Source organism: Vibrio sp. B181a (assembly GCF_030248375.1).
In the GTDB taxonomy this organism is placed as follows: Bacteria; Pseudomonadota; Gammaproteobacteria; order Enterobacterales; family Vibrionaceae; genus Vibrio; species Vibrio campbellii.
The window spans coordinates 137,259-155,292 of sequence record NZ_JAHGAD010000045.1; the positions used below are offsets into that span (position 1 = coordinate 137,259).

17 protein-coding genes are annotated in these 18,034 nt (G+C 45.2%); 9 read left to right on the top strand and 8 right to left on the bottom strand.

Annotated elements, in window-relative coordinates:
- Nucleotides 1-104 precede the first annotated feature (104 nt).
- From KIO97_RS19680 to KIO97_RS19690, 3 genes are read left to right on the top strand one after another with little or no spacing between them, the layout of a single operon-like run.
- Complete coding sequence (locus KIO97_RS19680) at nucleotides 105-1,649, top strand: response regulator (RefSeq protein WP_050910612.1); 1,545 nt, start codon at nucleotides 105-107, stop codon at nucleotides 1,647-1,649.
- A gap of 3 nt (nucleotides 1,650-1,652) precedes the next feature.
- A complete protein-coding gene (locus KIO97_RS19685; RefSeq protein WP_005426940.1) occupies nucleotides 1,653-1,991 on the top strand; it encodes an Hpt domain-containing protein in 339 nt (112 codons plus the stop codon).
- Between the two features lie 40 nt (nucleotides 1,992-2,031).
- Nucleotides 2,032-2,211, top strand: a complete 180-nt coding sequence (locus KIO97_RS19690; RefSeq protein ID WP_005426880.1) for a hypothetical protein — start codon at nucleotides 2,032-2,034, stop codon at nucleotides 2,209-2,211.
- 114 nt (nucleotides 2,212-2,325) lie between these two features.
- Here the strand turns inward: KIO97_RS19690 and KIO97_RS19695 are convergent, their stop codons facing one another.
- The gene (locus tag KIO97_RS19695) at nucleotides 2,326-2,763 is read right to left on the bottom strand and encodes a GNAT family N-acetyltransferase (protein ID WP_285383753.1); all 438 of its coding nucleotides are present in this window, start codon (nucleotides 2,761-2,763) and stop codon (nucleotides 2,326-2,328) included.
- Between the two features lie 22 nt (nucleotides 2,764-2,785).
- Nucleotides 2,786-3,298 (bottom strand): MazG-related protein, encoded by a 513-nt coding sequence (locus KIO97_RS19700; protein ID WP_285383754.1) that lies wholly within the window; start codon nucleotides 3,296-3,298, stop codon nucleotides 2,786-2,788.
- 290 nt (nucleotides 3,299-3,588) lie between these two features.
- Here KIO97_RS19700 and gloA point away from each other — a divergent pair, with 290 nt between their 5' ends.
- Nucleotides 3,589-3,975 (top strand): lactoylglutathione lyase, encoded by a 387-nt coding sequence (gloA, locus tag KIO97_RS19705; RefSeq protein ID WP_005426787.1) that lies wholly within the window; start codon nucleotides 3,589-3,591, stop codon nucleotides 3,973-3,975.
- A gap of 11 nt (nucleotides 3,976-3,986) precedes the next feature.
- Nucleotides 3,987-5,087, top strand: a complete 1,101-nt coding sequence (locus KIO97_RS19710; protein ID WP_285383755.1) for an alkene reductase — start codon at nucleotides 3,987-3,989, stop codon at nucleotides 5,085-5,087.
- A gap of 148 nt (nucleotides 5,088-5,235) precedes the next feature.
- Here the strand turns inward: KIO97_RS19710 and KIO97_RS19715 are convergent, their stop codons facing one another.
- Nucleotides 5,236-5,511 (bottom strand): nitrogenase-stabilizing/protective protein NifW, encoded by a 276-nt coding sequence (locus KIO97_RS19715; RefSeq protein WP_005441361.1) that lies wholly within the window; start codon nucleotides 5,509-5,511, stop codon nucleotides 5,236-5,238.
- 253 nt (nucleotides 5,512-5,764) lie between these two features.
- Here KIO97_RS19715 and KIO97_RS19720 point away from each other — a divergent pair, with 253 nt between their 5' ends.
- Nucleotides 5,765-7,612 carry an acyltransferase family protein gene (locus KIO97_RS19720; protein ID WP_285383756.1) on the top strand — a complete coding sequence of 616 codons (1,848 nt, stop codon included), beginning with the start codon at nucleotides 5,765-5,767 and terminating at the stop codon, nucleotides 7,610-7,612.
- 55 nt (nucleotides 7,613-7,667) lie between these two features.
- On the opposite strand, the gene KIO97_RS19725 is transcribed toward KIO97_RS19720, so the two are convergent.
- The 3 genes from KIO97_RS19725 to KIO97_RS19735 all read right to left on the bottom strand — a co-directional run bounded on the left by KIO97_RS19725 (nucleotide 7,668) and on the right by KIO97_RS19735 (nucleotide 10,247).
- Entirely contained in the window at nucleotides 7,668-8,138 is a 471-nt protein-coding gene (locus tag KIO97_RS19725; protein WP_005447071.1) for an RES family NAD+ phosphorylase, read from the bottom strand.
- 1 nt (nucleotide 8,139) lies between these two features.
- Nucleotides 8,140-8,592 carry an antitoxin Xre/MbcA/ParS toxin-binding domain-containing protein gene (locus KIO97_RS19730; protein ID WP_005426938.1) on the bottom strand — a complete coding sequence of 151 codons (453 nt, stop codon included), beginning with the start codon at nucleotides 8,590-8,592 and terminating at the stop codon, nucleotides 8,140-8,142.
- 113 nt (nucleotides 8,593-8,705) lie between these two features.
- A complete protein-coding gene (locus KIO97_RS19735) occupies nucleotides 8,706-10,247 on the bottom strand; it encodes a glutamate synthase-related protein (protein WP_285383757.1) in 1,542 nt (513 codons plus the stop codon).
- 129 nt (nucleotides 10,248-10,376) lie between these two features.
- Here KIO97_RS19735 and KIO97_RS19740 point away from each other — a divergent pair, with 129 nt between their 5' ends.
- A complete protein-coding gene (locus KIO97_RS19740; RefSeq protein WP_009699021.1) occupies nucleotides 10,377-10,856 on the top strand; it encodes an aminoacyl-tRNA deacylase in 480 nt (159 codons plus the stop codon).
- 87 nt (nucleotides 10,857-10,943) lie between these two features.
- On the opposite strand, the gene KIO97_RS19745 is transcribed toward KIO97_RS19740, so the two are convergent.
- The gene (locus KIO97_RS19745) at nucleotides 10,944-11,921 is read right to left on the bottom strand and encodes a ribonuclease Z (protein WP_285383758.1); all 978 of its coding nucleotides are present in this window, start codon (nucleotides 11,919-11,921) and stop codon (nucleotides 10,944-10,946) included.
- A gap of 468 nt (nucleotides 11,922-12,389) precedes the next feature.
- Between KIO97_RS19745 and KIO97_RS19750 the strand changes: the two genes are divergently transcribed.
- Both KIO97_RS19750 and KIO97_RS19755 read left to right on the top strand, forming a co-directional pair.
- The gene (locus KIO97_RS19750; RefSeq protein ID WP_285383759.1) at nucleotides 12,390-13,676 is read left to right on the top strand and encodes an outer membrane protein transport protein; all 1,287 of its coding nucleotides are present in this window, start codon (nucleotides 12,390-12,392) and stop codon (nucleotides 13,674-13,676) included.
- A gap of 45 nt (nucleotides 13,677-13,721) precedes the next feature.
- Nucleotides 13,722-16,439, top strand: a complete 2,718-nt coding sequence (locus KIO97_RS19755) for an SO2930 family diheme c-type cytochrome (protein ID WP_285383760.1) — start codon at nucleotides 13,722-13,724, stop codon at nucleotides 16,437-16,439.
- 126 nt (nucleotides 16,440-16,565) lie between these two features.
- On the opposite strand, the gene KIO97_RS19760 is transcribed toward KIO97_RS19755, so the two are convergent.
- A complete protein-coding gene (locus KIO97_RS19760; protein ID WP_285383761.1) occupies nucleotides 16,566-17,978 on the bottom strand; it encodes a coniferyl aldehyde dehydrogenase in 1,413 nt (470 codons plus the stop codon).
- Nucleotides 17,979-18,034 lie beyond the last annotated feature (56 nt).

Here is an 18,034-nt window from a genome sequence, read left to right on the forward strand (position 1 = left end):
AGGGGCATATTGCCCCTTCTTTGTCTTAACAATCACTTGCCTTTATGCAAACTGGTGACTAACTTTATTTTAGAGTGTGCTAATCCGTAAAAATAGGTAGAAGTTTGACTACAGGGAAGTTTGAAGTCGATAACATCGGTATTTTAGTCATAGATGACTGCTCCACATCCGCAACGTTGATTAAACATCAACTGGTTTCGCTCGGGGCAAAAATGTCGAACATCACATGCGTTAATAGTGCTCAGCAAGCATTGAGCGCAATAAAAACACGTTTCTATTCTTTCATCATTATCGACTATCACCTTTCGGAAAAACTCACTGGCTTGGATCTGATCAATTTAATGAGCCGCGCAAAATTAATATCTGATACCACCGCGGTACTCATGATATCGGGAGATGCGAAACAAGAGACTGTCCTAACTGCACTTTCTGGCCGTGTTAGACACCTACTCACTAAGCCTCTACAGACAAAAGCGTTGCAGACTAAAATGCTTACCGCTTTGCAAGAGCAACATCACCTTGCCGAAGTGAAACAATACTTGAGCAGAGTCGAGAGACTTTCCCTCGCAGATGTCGCGCAACTACACAAAAAATACGCGAACAGCGTTTGTGTTGAATCACTCTTAATCGATACCTTAGTGGACACGAAACAGTTTGAAGTTCTGGAGCACTTTCTTCCTTTTTGCAACGACAAAGAACACGCCAGTCGAATCTGCGCTGAGGCTTTCTTACTCCACCAGAAAGGCAAGATACGCGAGGCTGTTGAAGTTCTGGCAAATTACGTCACGCACAATCCACTGTGCTTAAGAGCGATAGATAACCTTGTTGGGCTATACGAAACGCTTGGACAGCACAATAACGCTTCAATCCTCGCTAATCGAGCATTCGAGTTAACCACTAGTAACAGCGCTAGGCTTGTCACCGTGTCCAGAATCTTATCGAAACTAGAACAGTATGATCGGCTGTATGAAGTCGGTTACCTTTATGCTTCCAATGTTTCTTCGACCGACACGCAGTGGCTTCCTGCGATGAATACCTACGTAGATTTAGTGAGTGACCATTTTAAAACGCTTTCCAGTGCAAATGAGAAGAAGCGAGTGCTCATTAAGCTCAATGAGTTCTGCTTACTTGCAGAGAAACAACTCAATCGGAGTCAACGAATCGATTTGGCGGCTTTTAAACAGATGATGCAATGTAAATTACTCTTACTAGAATCTCGTCCCGAGTACGCCCACCGAAAGCTCATGCAATCCCTTAGCTACTATTACGCTACGCCAAGTAAAGCCCCATCACTTATCCTTAAACAAGCGATACCACTGATGGACTTTTTTGGTGAGTTTGCCATCAAACGCTGTTTACTAACCTTATTAGCAGCAAAAACGGGAACGACTCTAAAGCCCATTACTCAAGGGAACAACAACGATGAGGCTCTTAACAAAAGATACCCGTTTTCCGCCGAGATGCGACTCAAAAAACTATCGGATTGCAATGTTAGAGCTTCGGACTCTCTATTGAACGAGAGTATTGAGTTTCTTTCCCAACGCCCTTTACCACCCAACTGGTCTAATTGGCTTAAAGACTACCTCTCAGGCTCTTACGCCTCTCAGTTACCTACCCCATTTAATCTACAAGCCACACAGTGGAGGTAAGTAATGATCAACTTCCAAGTACTCAGCACATACATGGACAACGATGTCGACATTATCTTTGCTGTTTTCTCCACTTACATGGAAGACTACGAAAATGGATTGGAACGAATTAATCAGCTTAATCAACAGCAAAATTGGCCTGAGTTGTTCTTACTATCACACAGTTTGAAAAGCATCCTTGCTAGCTTTGGTGAGGAGTCAGCCGTATTTGCACTAAACAACATCGAGGAGCACACAAGAGATAATATCGCGCCAGACAGCGGGGATCTGGCTATAGTTAATACAGAGTTGGTTAAGATAAACCAGCAGATAACTGATTACTTATCCAATATGGATGAGTGACAGCACAATAAAAATTATACGTTAATTGGAATGCTAGGCTATGAACAACACAAATTTTAAAGAGTTGATAGATTCCTTAAAGGATCTCACTCCAACTCAAAAAAAGTACTTAATAAGCCAAACGCGGCTTTCTTTAGAAGAAAGTGAAGTTTTGAAAAACAAAGACTTACTGACACCTGAAGAGCTTGAACTATTGCTTGCAGTAACAAACGAAAAATGAAAGGACAGTAGAGAAAGCTAGGCATGCTTTCTGTGGACTTTTAATTTCGGACGCAAAGGGGCTAAGCGATGCTGGCCCTTTGCTCCGTGGCATCTTAATTAAACGAGATGATTGTTAGAACTCGATGATTGCCAACATATCTTCACCATCCTCATCCATACCAACTTCTTCAAAACCAAACTGATTGTAGAAAGGCTTAGCGACTGGGTTAGTCGGGTTATAACAGATCTCAATCTGCTTGAGGTTCGGCGTCTGCTTTATCTCTTCTATTGCCAGTTTTAATGCAACTCGCCCTATCCCTCTGTTTTGGTGTTTGGCATCAATCATAAAACGCCAAATAGAAACTTTATCACTTGTTTCATAAACCCACATGAAAAAGCCAACAGCTTCCTCACCTAGATAGATTGCACGAACCACATGACCTTCGTTGTAGAAGAACTCCACCAGCGACCACATGTTGCATGCTACGAATTCTTCTTGAGGCTTCGTTACATCTAGGTCGCAGACGAGACCATAATTTTGTTTTGTTACCTCTCTCAGAGAGACATTCATGACATCCTTTCCTTATTCACGTCTAATTTGATTGATTTTTTGATTGAGCCACATCCGCTTGTTGGATATCTTCCAGCTCTTTAATGTCGATTCGATCGACTTCCCGATTCAGAACTCTTTTGTACTCAATGAGAGAGTTAGTATTGATGACAGGTAAAGCAAGCCCATGAAAGTCACGCTGTACGGATTCCGCCAAATCAACATCAAGTGAAACCCATTGTTGGCTTGAGGTGTTGAAGATCTGAGTTCCCGGACTCAAACCAATCTCTATTTTCTGGTTTTCATAAATTAGCTGAAGATATTCTAGGTCCCACCCTTCTTCACAGTAGTGTTTAAGCGGTTTACTTACAAAAGGTTGAAAGAACGGTAGAAGCGCATGTACATCCTCTTTTTCAATATAGAGGTCGATGTCAGCAATTGGCCGAGAACCGCCATGAATATGGGCGGCAAAACCTCCAACAATTTGGTAGCGAACCCCTTGACCATCCAGTATTGCTTTTAGCCAAGACATTGCACGATACACTGATTCATTCATCCATTGTCCTTGTGTTTTATTAATATGCATCCGTTCTAGCAATCAATCACTGTAAGTAATTTATATTAAAAATAAAAGGTTAAATTCACTTACACTTTCGCTGCGTCTATCTAGCCGTTAAGTGAATCAATTACCCGAAGACGTTGATAACATAATGTTATTCAAACAATAATTAATGATAATTTCACGTTTTCATGCTTTACCTTTATCTTTAGCTTCAACAAGGTTGCTTGTTGAGATGCCCCAGTCACTTCAACGACAGCAAACAAGCCGAGGTAAGAAGGTTAACTATGAAATTTCTTCACACTATGATCCGCGTGGCTGACTTAGATAAGTCCATCGAGTTTTACACCAAAGTTCTTGGTATGAGCGAGCTTGATCGCTTCGAAAACACAGAATACCGCTACACACTTGTGTTTATTGGTAACGCCGACCAACCGGGCAGCGCGACGATTGAACTGACTTACAACTGGGACACAGACAGCTATGACCTAGGTAATGCGTTCGGTCACATGGCATTAGGTTGTGAAGATATTTACGCTGCATGTGACAAAATAAAAGCACTTGGTGGCAATGTCACTCGTGAACCAGGTCCAATGAAAGGCGGTGAAACGCATATCGCATTCATTAAAGACCCTGACGGTTACCAAATCGAATTGATTCAAACAAGCAAATAACGAGGTTAGTCATGAAAGATACATTGTTTCAACCTGTACAACTTGGTTCTCTAACCCTTCAGAACCGTATCGTTATGCCGCCAATGACTCGCTCTCGTGCAAGCCAACCTGACAATGTCGCAAACGACATGATGGCTGAATACTATTCACAGCGCGCATCAGCGGGTTTGATTGTTGCAGAAGGCACACAGATTTCACCTATGGGTCAAGGTTACGCTTGGACACCGGGTATTTACAGCCAAGAACAAATCGCAGGTTGGAAAAAAGTCACTGACGCTGTACACGCAAAAGGCGGTGCGATCTTCGCTCAGCTTTGGCACGTAGGCCGTGTAACTCACCCTGACAACATCGGTGGTGAACAACCAATTTCTTCTTCTGCACTAAAAGCAGAAAACGTGAAAGTATTTATTGATAACGGCACAGATGAGCCTGGTTTCGTTGACGTGGTAGAACCGCGTGAGATGACGAAAGAAGACATCAAAGTGGTTATCGAAGAGTACCGTCAAGCGGCATTGAATGCGATTGAAGCGGGCTTTGATGGCATCGAGCTGCACGCAGCAAACGGCTACCTTGTAAACCAGTTTATCGATTCTGAAGCAAACAACCGCACAGATGAATACGGTGGTTCGGTTGAAAACCGTCTACGTTTCTTAGGTGAAGTAGTTGAAGCGATGACTCAAGCGATTGGCGCTGATCGCGTTGGTGTTCGTCTTGCTCCGTTTACGTCACTAAACGGTACCGTTGATAAGGCACCCGTTGAAACTTACACGGCTGCTGCAGCACTGCTTGATAAGCTAAACGTCGTTTACATGCATATTGCGGAAGTAGACTGGGATGACGCACCAGATACCCCTGCTGAGTTCAAAACAGCCGTGCGTGAAGCTTACAAAGGCACCATCATTTACGCTGGTCGCTACAACACAGAGAAAGCGGCTCAAGCGCTAGAAAGTGGTTTGGCAGATATGGTTGGCTTTGGTCGCCCGTTCATCGCGAACCCCGACCTACCGAACCGTATCAAGAACGATTACCCGCTAGCAGCTCACGATCCTGCGACGCTGTTTGGTGGTAACGAAAAAGGTCTGTTGGATTACCCAACTTACCAAACAAACTAAACCGTTGAGCTTGCCTAGTTCAGCCCACTTATTTTAATAGGCAAGTTGAATAGACAAAAACCCCGCAGATGCGCTTGAGTACATCTGCGGGGTTTGTTTTTTAGCGCTCAGAGCTTACCGACATTATTGTTCACTGTTGAAAAGAGTACTAACGACGCTGACAAGAAGTGCAACCACGACAAGCTGAGCGTGTAGTTTTATCCAGTAAACTACGTTGCACCTTGCAGTATGCGTTCTTTAATGCACGGCGAGCCGCAAACCAATCTTCAGGCTTAGTCAGAATCAAATAGCCATTGAAGCGCTTCACTAACTCCACTCTGTGTTTATCAATAAAGCGGCTATCAAAACCAATATCGAAGTAATCCAATGCTTCTTCGATACAAGTAAAGCTGGCAATCTTGGCTTGAATATCGTTTTGGCTCATAGCCTCATTTCTGAGTTCATTAACTTAGCTGCGAGTATAAGAACTTCCGTTCAACTGATCTTTGATTTACATCCGTAGCACATCATTTTGCTAGAAACAGAGAGCATTCTGTTTTCAAAATGAAAATCAATATAAGAAGCCACCCAGCAAAACTGTTCTCATCTTCATAACCGCCACTAACACTCTGATTTTCAAAGACCAAATTTTGGTGCGCATTTTGCGTTAGGTATGTCGTTGACTAGGGAGAAAGGCAATGACATACAGAGCAGAGATTGATGGATTAAGAGCGATTGCCGTCCTATTGGTGATTTTTTTCCATGCGGACATACAAGCCTTTGCTGGTGGCTTTATTGGCGTAGACGTGTTTTTCGTGATCAGCGGCTATTTAATTACCACTATTGTGATAAACGATTTAGATAAGAGCCAATTCAGCCTTTCCGATTTCTACGAGCGCCGTATTCGTAGGATCCTGCCCTTATTGCTACTCGTTATTGCGGTGTGTTATTTGCTCTCTTGGTGGTTGTTCCTCCCCCACGCTCATAAAGAAGTTGGTGAGTTTTCTGTGTCTTCCATTCTGTCCGCTTCTAATGTTTTGCTGTACCTCAAAGGCCACAATTATTTTGGGTTGGAAGAGCAAGCCAACCCACTCTTTCATACTTGGAGCTTAGGTGTCGAAGAGCAATATTACATTGTGATCCCTCTTTTGCTTATGTTGCTGGCACGTGGCAAGCTCATGTCTTATCTCACCTTCTTCATCGCAGTATTTGCACTAAGTTTGATGACTATTTGGTACGCCAGTGGCGATCCTGATTTCGCCTTTTACATGATTTTCTCCCGGGCTTGGGAGTTGGCGGCAGGCTCTTTGATTGCCCTAGTAATGCGTAAAACCGTCATAAAGCCCAACAACACACTTGCCATGATTGGTTTAACACTAGTTCTCGCCTCTGCCTTGTTGTTCGATAAATCAAAAGATGGCGCCGGGCTCATGCTGTTAATTCCTGTGATTGGCACCGCGCTTATCATCTTGTTCTCATCCAAAGACAACGCGCTGGGTAAAGCTCTAAGCCTCAAATCGGTCGTTTTTGTCGGTTTAATTAGCTACAGCCTTTATTTGTGGCATATTCCATTGTTGGTTTTTTATCGATATGTGCTAACCGCAGGACAAGAGTTCAGCCTCGCGTTTTATCTTGTCGCTCTATTTACCTTTTCTTATCTAACTTGGCGCTTTGTTGAAAAGCCTTTCCGTAGTCGCAAGAAAATCGGCATGAGCACACTTACTGCCTCACTTGTATTAGTTACCCTGCCACTGCTTGCTTTTGGTGTCGTCGGCCATAAAAACGGCGGCTTTCCCGACCGTAGCGCGTTTTTCGAAGCCATGCGCGTGAACAACGGCTACGGCATCGCATGTAACGGTAATACCGGCATCAATGACACCTGCTCCTCATCTTCCCAGCCTACTGTCGCTGTATTGGGTAACAGCCATAGCATGGTCTTTGTTCAGCAACTCGCGAATGATACACCAACAGGGGTTGTTCAGCTTACGCAAGACTCTTGCGCGGTTGGCTATGTCGATAAAGTTTCAGGTGCAAACCAATTGTCTTGCAGCAATTTCTTCACTGATGCAATAGAAACCATTTTGAATACCCCTTCTATCCGTCGCGTGGTGATTTCTTCTAACTTCAATAAAGAGCTATCCAAACAAGACTACCAAGCTTCGCTCACTCGCCTTTTGAACGAGTTAGAAGACCGAGAAGTTCTGGTCTTTGGTCCAACACCTTCCGCACCGCATGCCATTGGTGAATGTTTGTGGAAAGCGCGCCTGTTTGGAGACAACACTGGCAATGAATGTGACTTCACGCCAAGGCAATCACACCCACATCGCGTGGCTACGTTGGCTCACTATTTTGAGCAATTTGAACATGTGGAGTTTGTCGACCTTACAAGTTACATCTGTCAGCAAGGCAAATGTGCAATGAAGGTAGGCGATAACAACGCCATGTACACCGATGCGAACCACCTATCCTACAAAGGCGCAGAGATCGTATTAGGCAGCTACCAGAAAGAAGTAATGAGCAATCAACAGTTAACTGCTCAGCATTAACCCAATGGAAAAGAGAGAAAGAAAAGCTCAGCGCTAATCCAAACTCTGAGCTTTTTTATTTAAAGATTCTTGGGTCGAAAGCAAAATCGAGCTTCTCTGCTTTCTTCAGGATGTCTTTCATCTTGGGATGGTTTGGATTGACAACGTAGTTGTTGTCACGAGGCGAAATTGTCGAAGGTACTTGCAGTGCAGCAAACTCAGGGTGTGGATCGTTGAGAAACTGGTCACCGATGTATTGTGTGGACTCACTAGCAGGAATGGAGCGCCAAGTGACCGGCAGATCTTCTTCATCCAATGCAGCAATTAAGTATTCCGGCATCTCGATACGATACAAGTCATAAAGCTTGGTGATCGCCGGATCGTTATTTACATGCACGAAAACTTCTAACGAGCAAAGAGATTCAGATTGAGAAAAGTAAAGTGCTTCGGTTCCTTTAGAGTTCCATCGCCCGCCGTATAGCTTGGCACCGATTGGGCTAAATGGAGACTCAGAGAACTTCTTTTGAGTCAGTCGATAGAGCTTCATATTACGAGAATACCCCGTGCTCTAGTCGTCCAATCAAATCTTTGACGATTTCAAAATCAACCGTGGTTGAAACCATGTCTAGTGGGCGCTTTCCACCCAAACCATAAACATTCTCGCGCATCCAACCTAGTGCGCGTTCTTCATCATCAAACAGTTCTGTTGCTAGCTTAAGTAGCATCGCTAAACGATAGATGGCATCACTCTCTTGCGTGTTGAAGCGCTCTTCGTTTTTAAGTCGACGTTTGATGGTGCTCACCGGGATCAATGTGACGTGTTGGAATTCGCTTTGAGAAAGCTTCACACGCTCGACAATATTACGGTATACCTTTGGCTCAAAGCCTTTGTGAACCGCATCGGTACGACCGGTTTCGGCATCTTCAATGCCCAGCATAAACCAGAAGTTTGCCTTATGAGGCAGCTTCGGTTTAAAGCTTTTTAATGTTGCCGTTGCCATACTGAGCTCCTGTAGACCAAATGGTCTTGATATTATGGTCCATATGAGCTCAATTATCAATCACACAAATTGCAGCCACAGTAAAACAGGCGCTAATCAGAGCAAGAGAAACGTTAAGGCTTGTCTACGCCTGCGTATTTCACCCCAGAAAGCAACGCCATATCGCGATTCCAAGTGGCGAGGTCGTGTTGATTAAACTTGCTAAGATCATCGTGCCCACACGCCCTTGCCATCACTTGCATCAACTCAAGCGAGGCTTCAAAGAAGTTCTTCAATTGAACCGAGGCTTTATCCACATTCAACCGCTGTCTTAAGTCGGCTTTTTGCGTTGCAATGCCTGCTGGACAATTGTTGGTATTGCACATTCTCGCGGCTACACAACCTATCGACTGCATAGCACTGTTAGAAATCGCAACACCATCTGCCCCAAGCGCCATCGCTTTTACAAAATCCATTGGAACACGCAGGCCACCCGTAACGATTAACGTGACGCGGTCACTCACACTTTGTGCATCCAGATAGCGCCTTGCTCTGGCGAGCGCGGGAATGGTTGGCACGCTGATGTGATCACGGAACATAGCAGGCGCTGCGCCCGTACCTCCTCCACGACCATCCAAAATGATGTAGTCCGCGCTGGCATCAAGTGCGAACTGAATATCTTCTTCGATATGGTTTGCACTGAGCTTGAAGCCTATCGGGATACCACCTGTCACTTCACGTACCCGATCTGCAAACTTTTTGAAATCTTCTGCGGTATGCAGATCTTTAAACGTCGGTGGTGAAATCGCAGATTGCCCTTCGGGAATGCCACGCACTTGCGATATTTTACCCACATTTTTATTGGCAGGAAGATGACCACCAGTCCCTGTTTTTGCTCCCTGCCCACCTTTAAAGTGGAAGGCTTGAACATTGAGCAACTTAGATTCGTCGTAACCAAATTGCGCACTCGCCAACTCATAGAAATAACGCGAGTTCGCTGCTTGCTCTTCTGGCAGCATGCCACCTTCTCCGGAACAGATTCCGGTTCCGGCTAACTCCGCACCTTTCGCAAGTGAGATTTTGGCTTCTTCTGATAACGCGCCAAAGCTCATGTCAGAGACAAACAACGGAATTTTTAGTACCAGCGGCTTCTTCGCTTTTGGACCAATTACCAATTCAGTTTTGACTGGCACATCCTCCATCAGAGGTTTGGTTGCCATTTGTGCGACCATCATTTGCAGGTCATCCCAATGTGGCAATTGGTCTCTCGGCACACCCATCGCCGTCATCGGTCCATGGTGCCCTAACTTTGATAGCCCTTCTCTTGCCAGTTGGTGAATAAACTCAACCGTGGGTTCTTCTTGCGTCGCCACTGCAATCGGGATCTCGTTATTTCCTGCCTGGATACCCGGACCTTCTTGTCCCACTTGCTCAGAGGTAAACTGCTTATGCGTACCATCGCAGAAAGGCGCATTTGCGGTGTGCTTACACTGACACAGATACGCATCCTCATCCTTCTCAGCGACAAAACTCATGGGTTTATAATCGGTTCCGGTGTGGGATCCATCACAATAAGGTTGGTTCTTAGATCGCCCGCATCGACAAAAGTAATATTCTTGCCCTTGCACAAGCTCAACTTTGATGGGTTTGTTATCCGCTATTACTGGTTTGCTCATTTTGCTTCCCTTTTTCAATGCCATACTCTGTGGTTGGCTTTCAGTAAGCGTAGAACAGCTCAAGTAAAGCGTCAGAGGAATAGAGATTTACCTATACTTTATGTGGGTCTCAACACTCTGGAGGCTAACATGACCATGTCAACCCGGCTCGACCACTATTTGACTGAGCACCATATTCACTTTCAAACCGTGAACCACAGTCATAGTAATAGTTCGCTGCAAAGCGGTGTTGCAGCGGGTATCCCTCTCAATAACTTGGCAAAAGGCGTGATTTTGGAAGATCACCAAGGTCGTCATATGATGGCTGTCTTGCCTGCGAATAATAAAATCAGCTTGTCTCGATTGAATGACGAGCTCAACGCCTCTTTCCATTTAATCAAAGAAAGAGAAGTCTATCGTTTGTTTACCGATTGCGATAACGGTGCGATACCTCCAGTGGGTAGCGCTTATCACATGGCAACCATTTGCGATGAAATGCTCGCCAATTTAGAGCATGTGTATTTGGAAGCAGGCGATCACGAAACCTTGATTAAGTTGGATAAAGAAGCGTTCCGTGAACTGATGGGAGAAAGTCGTTTTCTACGCTTTAGTAGTCAGGTATTTCATTAGTCTTAAGCTGCAATGAATGCGGTATCTAGAACATGTTGGCTCTTGTTGTGACGATTTCATTTTAAATTGCTTTCGCGACAAGAGCCTTTATTCGTTCTTATCTTCAGCGTCTTTAATCTCCTCAACCAAACCCGCCCTGTCAATTCGATAATGCGCGAGATCGTGAGCAAGAAAGAGATGACCAGAGTAAGCGGTTTGAGCTTCTTTCCGGATCTGCTCGATCGAGACATCCGCTTCAGGGCTAAATTGATAGCGAGGACTAAAGTGAGTGAGAATCAAGTTCGGGACTTGTTTTGCCTGCGCATAACTGGCGACTTGTGAAGAATAAGCGTGACCAACTTCTCCCGCTCGCTCTTTCATCGCTTCTGAGTACGTTGATTCGTGTACCAGCAGGTGCGCACCTTCAATTAGACTATCGAGCGTTTCTGGTTTGTCGTTATCACCACAAATAATCACTTTTCTCGGTGGATGTGCAAGCTTAGTAAACGCCTTACTCATTAAGGTTTGACCTCGGTACTCCACATCATTACCACGGACAAGTTCTCCCCAGATAGGTCCCCTCGGTATGTTCAATTGCTCAAGCTTATCGATGTCTGGATACATACGAATGGTTGACTCTTCAAAACAGTAAGCAAAGCTAGGAACACGATGGGAAAGTGCAGTTGCGGTAATCGTAAACTGACCAATTTCAATCGAATCAAACTGCTCGACTTCAATGAAGTGAAGTTCAAATGGCAGATAGAGTTTAGTAAACACTTGAGTCGCTTCAAACCACTGTTTAATCCCTTCTGGCGCAATGATCGTCAGAGGATCTTTACGGTTATTCATGACTTCACTGGCGAGCAAGCCCGGTAAACCATAGCAATGGTCACCGTGAATGTGAGTAATACAGATAGCTCGCAAGTAATTCAGTGATAACGGAGTGTGTAGCAATTGGTGCTGAGTCGCCTCTCCACAGTCAATCAGAAACCACCCTTTCCCCTTGCTCTCCAGCAAAGCAGTTGCAGAAACATTACGGGATTTAGTTGGAACCCCTGAGGACGTTCCTAAGAAATACAGCTCCATATGACTTACCATTCCTTAAGTAAAAGCTCTAATCACTTATAAAGTTTAGCATTCGATTCAGTGATAAATTGCATGATTCTGACCGATTTTAACACTAAGCTTTAAATATCAATTAAACATCCGTTTAAAACAAGCGTACCAAAAAACACTAATTACCATTCACTATTCTATAACACTTAAGCCGTACTTTTTGAGTGGACATCAAACGCCATAAGGCTTTTTCGTGAAACATCCACGATGTATAAATCGAGCTTAACTATAACATTTACAGATATTTACCATCAAAACTACAAACCATTAGTTATATGAGATGGAAATAACAAATCTTGAAATTCAATGTTACAACTATGTTAATTGTTTTTATGCTTGAGCTGAGTGTTTAGCAAATAACCTACTCATCCCCTGTATAGGTTATCAGGCACTTTTATTTAAAACGCATCCTAAAAACACATGGAGTTTCAGAGTGATATGAAGACAAGGAATGCAAAACTCGCGCTTGCAATAGGTATAGCGCTCAGCTCCCCTAAGTTATACGCCGCTGGATTTCAATTATCCGAACATTCTGCCGCTGGTCTAGGGCGTGCCAATGCAGGCGAAGCCGCCATAGCAGACGGCGCATCGGTGGTTGCCCATAACTCTGCTGCCATTACGATGTTCGATTCTTACCAATTGTCCGTAGGTGCTGCTTACATCATGCCAGAGGTTCGCGTAACCGGTAACGGACCTTCAGAATCCTTCAATAATCAGCTAACCAATAATGACGTCGTCGACAATGTGGTTGTGCCATCTTTTTATATCGCAGCCCCAATCAATGACTCGTGGTCCTGGGGGCTTGGTATCTTCACTGACTTTGGATTGGCAACCGAATACCCTGATGACTATTTAGCCGGACCGATTGGTGGGGAAACCAGTTTAGAAACCATTAATTTTAACCCTACCATCGCCTACCGAATCAACGACGAGTTCAGTGTCGGTGCTGGCGCTAGCATTGTTTATGGTAAAGCCAAGCTCACGCGTACGTTGGGTATTCTTGCCGATGCGATTAATGCTGATACGGGCGCAAATTTTGCACGCACCGACGTGGCAAAATCACTCGATGGTGATGGCTGGGGTTACGGTTTTAACCTCGGCGCACTTTGGGAGGTCAACGAGAAGCACCGTTTCGGATTAAGCTATCGCTCTAAAGTGGATGTGGATTTCGAAGGCGATTATTACTCAGACATCCCAAGTGCTATTTCGATGCCGGGTCAAACCGTGACAGGTGACCTAACCCTAAACCTACCGAGCATTACTGAATTCTCTGGTTTCCACCAGATTATTGACCCTCTGGCTATTCACTACAGTGTGATGATGACGGGTTGGGATGTGTTTGAAGAAATCCGCGCTACCGTTGATGGGCAAGAAGTTCTGCAAAAGGATGAGAACTTTGAAAATGCCTTCAAATATGCGTTTGGTGCGACTTACCAACTCAACCCATCCTTCACTCTGCGCGCCGGTATTGCTTACGACGAAACGCCCAACGTGAACGACAAGAGCATCAGTTTGCCAGATTCCGACCGAATCAATTACAGCTTTGGTGCCACGTACGCCTTCAATCAAAACAGCCGAATCGACTTTGGCTTCACCTTTATTGATGCTGAAGAAGTCACGTTCACTGAACCGCTTGAGCCTCACGCTCTACCGGGCGTGGATATCGCCTATCGCTCCGAAGGTGACGCCTACATATACGGAATCCAATACAACCACTCTTTCTAATTATTCCTGACTGAGTCAATAACACTAATTACAGGGAAGCAAATCATGCACGGAATAAACAAAACGGTTGTCGCTGCACTCATCAGTTCCAGTCTTTTGATGGGTTGTAACAGTGACGATTATGATGAACCGCAAACCTCTAGCGGTTATGAATTATCTGAATACGGTACACCAGAATTATGTGGCAATGGCCAGGAATGGGCGAGCGCGGAACAAGTCACCGCGATTGAAAACCTAGTCGAACTTGCCGAAGACAACAGCGTTGTAACACTGCCCGCTGGTTGTTTCAAAATGAATAACCAATTGACGGTCGATTCGAAGAATAACCTCGTGTTACGTGGTGCTGGTATCGACCAAACCTACCTCGACTTCAGTGGCGTGGATGGCAAAGACGGTATTGCCATCAGTGGTGGTTCGAACATCACCGTATCCGATCTCCAAATTGCAGAAGCCTCTAAGAACGGTCTTAAAGCTGACGGGGTTGAAGGCATCATTATTCGTGATGTCGCGGCGGTTTGGCTCGAAGTGCCTCGTGCACGTGACGAAGATGGTAACCTACGCGGTACCTACGGCATCTATCCCGTAAAATCTCAAAACGTCTTGATTGAAGACACATGGAGTTACGGCAGTGCCGACGCGGGTATCTATGTGGGTCAAACCATCGGTGCGGTTATCCGTGACAACGTAGCGGAAAAGAACATCGCCGGTATAGAGATAGAAAACAGTTCGAATGTGGATGTCTACAACAACTTAGCGCTCGGAAACACGGGCGGTGTGCTGCTATTTGACCTACCGGGCGCGACCACTATTGGTCGCTTAATTGATGATGTACGCATCTTTGATAACGTCATTCGTGACAACAACTTAGAGAACTACGTCGATACCACCTGTCAAAATGGGCTTGGCGGCTGTGGTGTTGTGGGCATCGTCCCTCCTGGTACTGGCGTCGTCATTCTGTCCGGGCGTAATAGTGAGTTCTTCAACAACACGATTACTAACCACGACTCAATGGCACTTGCGATGACGAGTTACTTGTTGGTGAACGGCGATCCCAACGCTTACAGCCCACTCAATGGGACATCTGAGGGCAATGCCGTTATGCAGGGCTGGAACCCTGTTCCGACCAACATGTATTTCCACGACAACACCATAACCAACACGGGCGCCAATCCAAATGGTTCTCTGATTGAAGATATGATTTTAGCGTACACGTTAAATCATCAAGCCTTCCCTGCTCTGTTTTATGATGGCGCTGGTGAGTCACTGATTCGTTCACAAATGTTTGCACCATTGCGTGATGCGCTCAACGGTATGACAGGAACAACCAACTGGAATTACCTTACCGAGTTTACCGATGCAGACAGCAACTGCTTAGTGAACAATGGCGCAAGTGTTGGTGTATTGGTTGATAACATGGACCCAACCGCGATTGGCCGTTATGCGGAAAACCCAGCCAATGCAGATTTCTTATATGAGAACGAGCAAACAACGCTACTTACCGCAGGTTGTGATTCTAAGACGCCATTAGACATCAATACCGTCACAATTAATGGCGTGGTGTATGGTTATAATCAAACCGAAGACGGAGCGACGGATCCTGATAACCCAGATACACCAAACGGTATCGTCGGCAACGCAAGCTGTACCCTAGATAACGTGACGGGTATTAACTGGGATGCGATTACTCGTGAAAGCGCGACATACGGTGAAAACTGTGTGAGCTTGTCGCAATACAATCTGTTTGAAGATGCGAAAGATCCAACACAAAATCTCAATTTAGCGGCATCTGCGAAAGGCACTCTGTATGAGATGAACGTTGAACTCTTTACTGACTATGCACGCAAATACCGCTTTGTAGTGATGCCGAACGAGGCTTCAGCAAGCTATCGTGAGCAAGAGGTGTTCGACTTCCCAGTAGGTACCGTATTGATTAAAACCTTTGCGCTGCCTTCAAGCACTGAGAATGCCCGTGGTGAAAACGAAGAGCTCATTGAGACTCGCCTATTGATTCGTCGTGACAGCGGTTGGATTGCCCTGCCTTACGTATGGAACGAAGACAAAACCGACGCTTACCTGACTGCGGTATCAGTACCCTTTGAGCGCAGCGTAGAACATAACGGCGAAACACTGAACTTCACTTATGAAGTACCAAGCCGAAATGAGTGTACCTTGTGTCACAAAGTAGAATCCGATGTCTCCGATCCTACTGGTAACACACAGCCAAAAGGTTTCTCTCCTATTGGTCCTAAAGCACGTAACCTAAACAGTGTTCAGGATGTCTCTGATAGCTCGCCAGTCAACCAGCTTGTGCATTGGGAAACGCTGGGGCTATTCACAGAAGCTTTACCAGATACGCCGGAGAACTTACCTAAGACCCCTGTGTTTGATACCGAAGCGGGAGCAAGTAATCTAACGGATACTGAGCTACTGGATTATGCCAAAGCGTACCTTGATGTTAACTGCGCACACTGTCACCGCACTGAAGGCAAAGCGGCGAGCAACCCGTTCAAGTTTGAATACTGGCGTGAAGGGATCAGTGAAATGGGCATTTGTGCTCGTGGAATCACCTTCCACAAAGGTCCATCTCCGTATGTGATTGTACCGGGTGATCCAGAAAACTCTGTGTTGCACTACCGCATCAATGTCGACAACGGAAATATGATGCCAGAACTAGGCAGACACGTTGTTCACGATGAAGGTGTTCAGTTAATTGCCGATTGGATTAACTCGATTGATACCACAGGCTGGAACTGTGTAGAGTAATATTTTCAATGGCTACCGGGTGTTTAGGTAGCCATTAACACTATTTCAATAATACGAATTAACAACAAACAAAAACCGCCTCACTGGGCGGTTTTCTTTTTCTTGGGTGTTCCAATGTCAGTAGCGTTAACGCATAAAGAACTTTTGTAATGCTTTTATTGCCATGCCACGACGCTCCATCAACATTCCTACACGTGGTAACCACGTTGGTGTACTTAGAATGGTTTTGGCGTGACTAAAAGTTCTAAAGCCTTCTTCGCCATGGTAGTGACCGATACCAGATTCACCAATACCACCAAATGGCGCGTCTTCCGCACCGACGTGCAAGATGGTGTCATTCACCCCAACCCCACCACTGTGGGTATTACGGGTAATTCGCTCAATAACACTCTTATCTTCTGACATGATGTAGAGCGCAAGTGGGCGTTGATTCTGATTGATGTAACTGATGACCTCTTGGATATCACGGTAAGGCTTGATTGGCATAAGAGGACCAAAAATCTCTTCCTGCATAATGACCATCTCTTCCGAAACATTGGTCACTAGGTGCGGATATAATAGTCGACCTTCTGCGCTCTTCTCGGACACGGTGTGTATTTCTGCGCCCTTGACTTTGGCATCTTCCAATACTGCCTTTAAGCGATCGTACTGGCGCTGATTGATGATATGAGTAAAGCCTTGGTCGTTTTGGCCTTTGAGGTACAGCGCTTCAAAACGTTGTAGAAACAGCGCGACAAACTCGTTGATTCTTCCCTCTGGTACAAAGGCATAATCTGGCGCAACACAGATTTGTCCGGCATTGATGCATTTACCAAACAGTATCGCATCAACCGCTTTGTTCAAGTTAGCGTCATCTGCCACGATCACCGGTGACTTACCACCGAGCTCCAACGTAATTGGGGTTAAGTTTTCCGCAGCAGCACGAGCAACCGCGCGGCCAACATTGGTTGATCCAGTAAACAGCAGATGATCAAACGGCAATTTACTGAACGCTTGAGCAACTTCCGCTTCGCCCTCTATGACTTCGATATCCTCAGGTAACGCTCGACAAATCTCAGAAATCACCTTGTTGGTCATCGGTGTAAATTCGCTGAGTTTCATCATCACTCGGTTACCAGCAGCAAGCGCAGTCACTAATGGCGATAAACTTAGAATGACTGGGAAGTTCCATGGAGAGATGATGCCGACTACGCCAACCGGTTGGTATTCAACGGTGACTTTTGAAGGAGCAAGCAACAAACCTGCATGACGACGACTTGGCTTACACCATTTATTGAGGCGTTTTAGGGTGTAATTGATTTGCGCAACCGTCGGCAATACATCCGTCATTGCCGTATCAAATTCAGAGCGGTAACCAAAGTCGGCACTTAAGGCTTCCACCAGCGCTTGCTGGTTATTCAAGATAGTCTGCTTAAGAAGGTTCAGCTTTTGCTTTCTTACCTCTAAAGCTGGATAAGGTTCGGCATTGTATGCAGCTTTGAGCTTATCCAATTTTTGTTGCAGCAGTTGACCAACTTCAACGTCGACGATCGCATTCATGATGTTCTCCTTGTGCACCCAATCAAGGGCAATGTCGCACTTATGTACGATTCAAA

Coding starts and splice junctions, on each gene's coding strand:
- KIO97_RS19685 (WP_005426940.1), top strand. CDS start 1,653: ATGATCAACTTCCAAGTACTCAGCACATACATGGACAACGATGTCGAC.
- KIO97_RS19690 (WP_005426880.1), top strand. CDS start 2,032: ATGAACAACACAAATTTTAAAGAGTTGATAGATTCCTTAAAGGATCTC.
- KIO97_RS19695 (WP_285383753.1), bottom strand. CDS start 2,763: ATGAATGTCTCTCTGAGAGAGGTAACAAAACAAAATTATGGTCTCGTC.
- KIO97_RS19700 (WP_285383754.1), bottom strand. CDS start 3,298: ATGAATGAATCAGTGTATCGTGCAATGTCTTGGCTAAAAGCAATACTG.
- gloA (WP_005426787.1), top strand. CDS start 3,589: ATGAAATTTCTTCACACTATGATCCGCGTGGCTGACTTAGATAAGTCC.
- KIO97_RS19710 (WP_285383755.1), top strand. CDS start 3,987: ATGAAAGATACATTGTTTCAACCTGTACAACTTGGTTCTCTAACCCTT.
- KIO97_RS19715 (WP_005441361.1), bottom strand. CDS start 5,511: ATGAGCCAAAACGATATTCAAGCCAAGATTGCCAGCTTTACTTGTATC.
- KIO97_RS19720 (WP_285383756.1), top strand. CDS start 5,765: ATGACATACAGAGCAGAGATTGATGGATTAAGAGCGATTGCCGTCCTA.
- KIO97_RS19725 (WP_005447071.1), bottom strand. CDS start 8,138: ATGAAGCTCTATCGACTGACTCAAAAGAAGTTCTCTGAGTCTCCATTT.
- KIO97_RS19730 (WP_005426938.1), bottom strand. CDS start 8,592: ATGGCAACGGCAACATTAAAAAGCTTTAAACCGAAGCTGCCTCATAAG.
- KIO97_RS19735 (WP_285383757.1), bottom strand. CDS start 10,247: ATGAGCAAACCAGTAATAGCGGATAACAAACCCATCAAAGTTGAGCTT.
- KIO97_RS19740 (WP_009699021.1), top strand. CDS start 10,377: ATGACCATGTCAACCCGGCTCGACCACTATTTGACTGAGCACCATATT.
- KIO97_RS19745 (WP_285383758.1), bottom strand. CDS start 11,921: ATGGAGCTGTATTTCTTAGGAACGTCCTCAGGGGTTCCAACTAAATCC.
- KIO97_RS19750 (WP_285383759.1), top strand. CDS start 12,390: ATGAAGACAAGGAATGCAAAACTCGCGCTTGCAATAGGTATAGCGCTC.
- KIO97_RS19755 (WP_285383760.1), top strand. CDS start 13,722: ATGCACGGAATAAACAAAACGGTTGTCGCTGCACTCATCAGTTCCAGT.
- KIO97_RS19760 (WP_285383761.1), bottom strand. CDS start 17,978: ATGAATGCGATCGTCGACGTTGAAGTTGGTCAACTGCTGCAACAAAAA.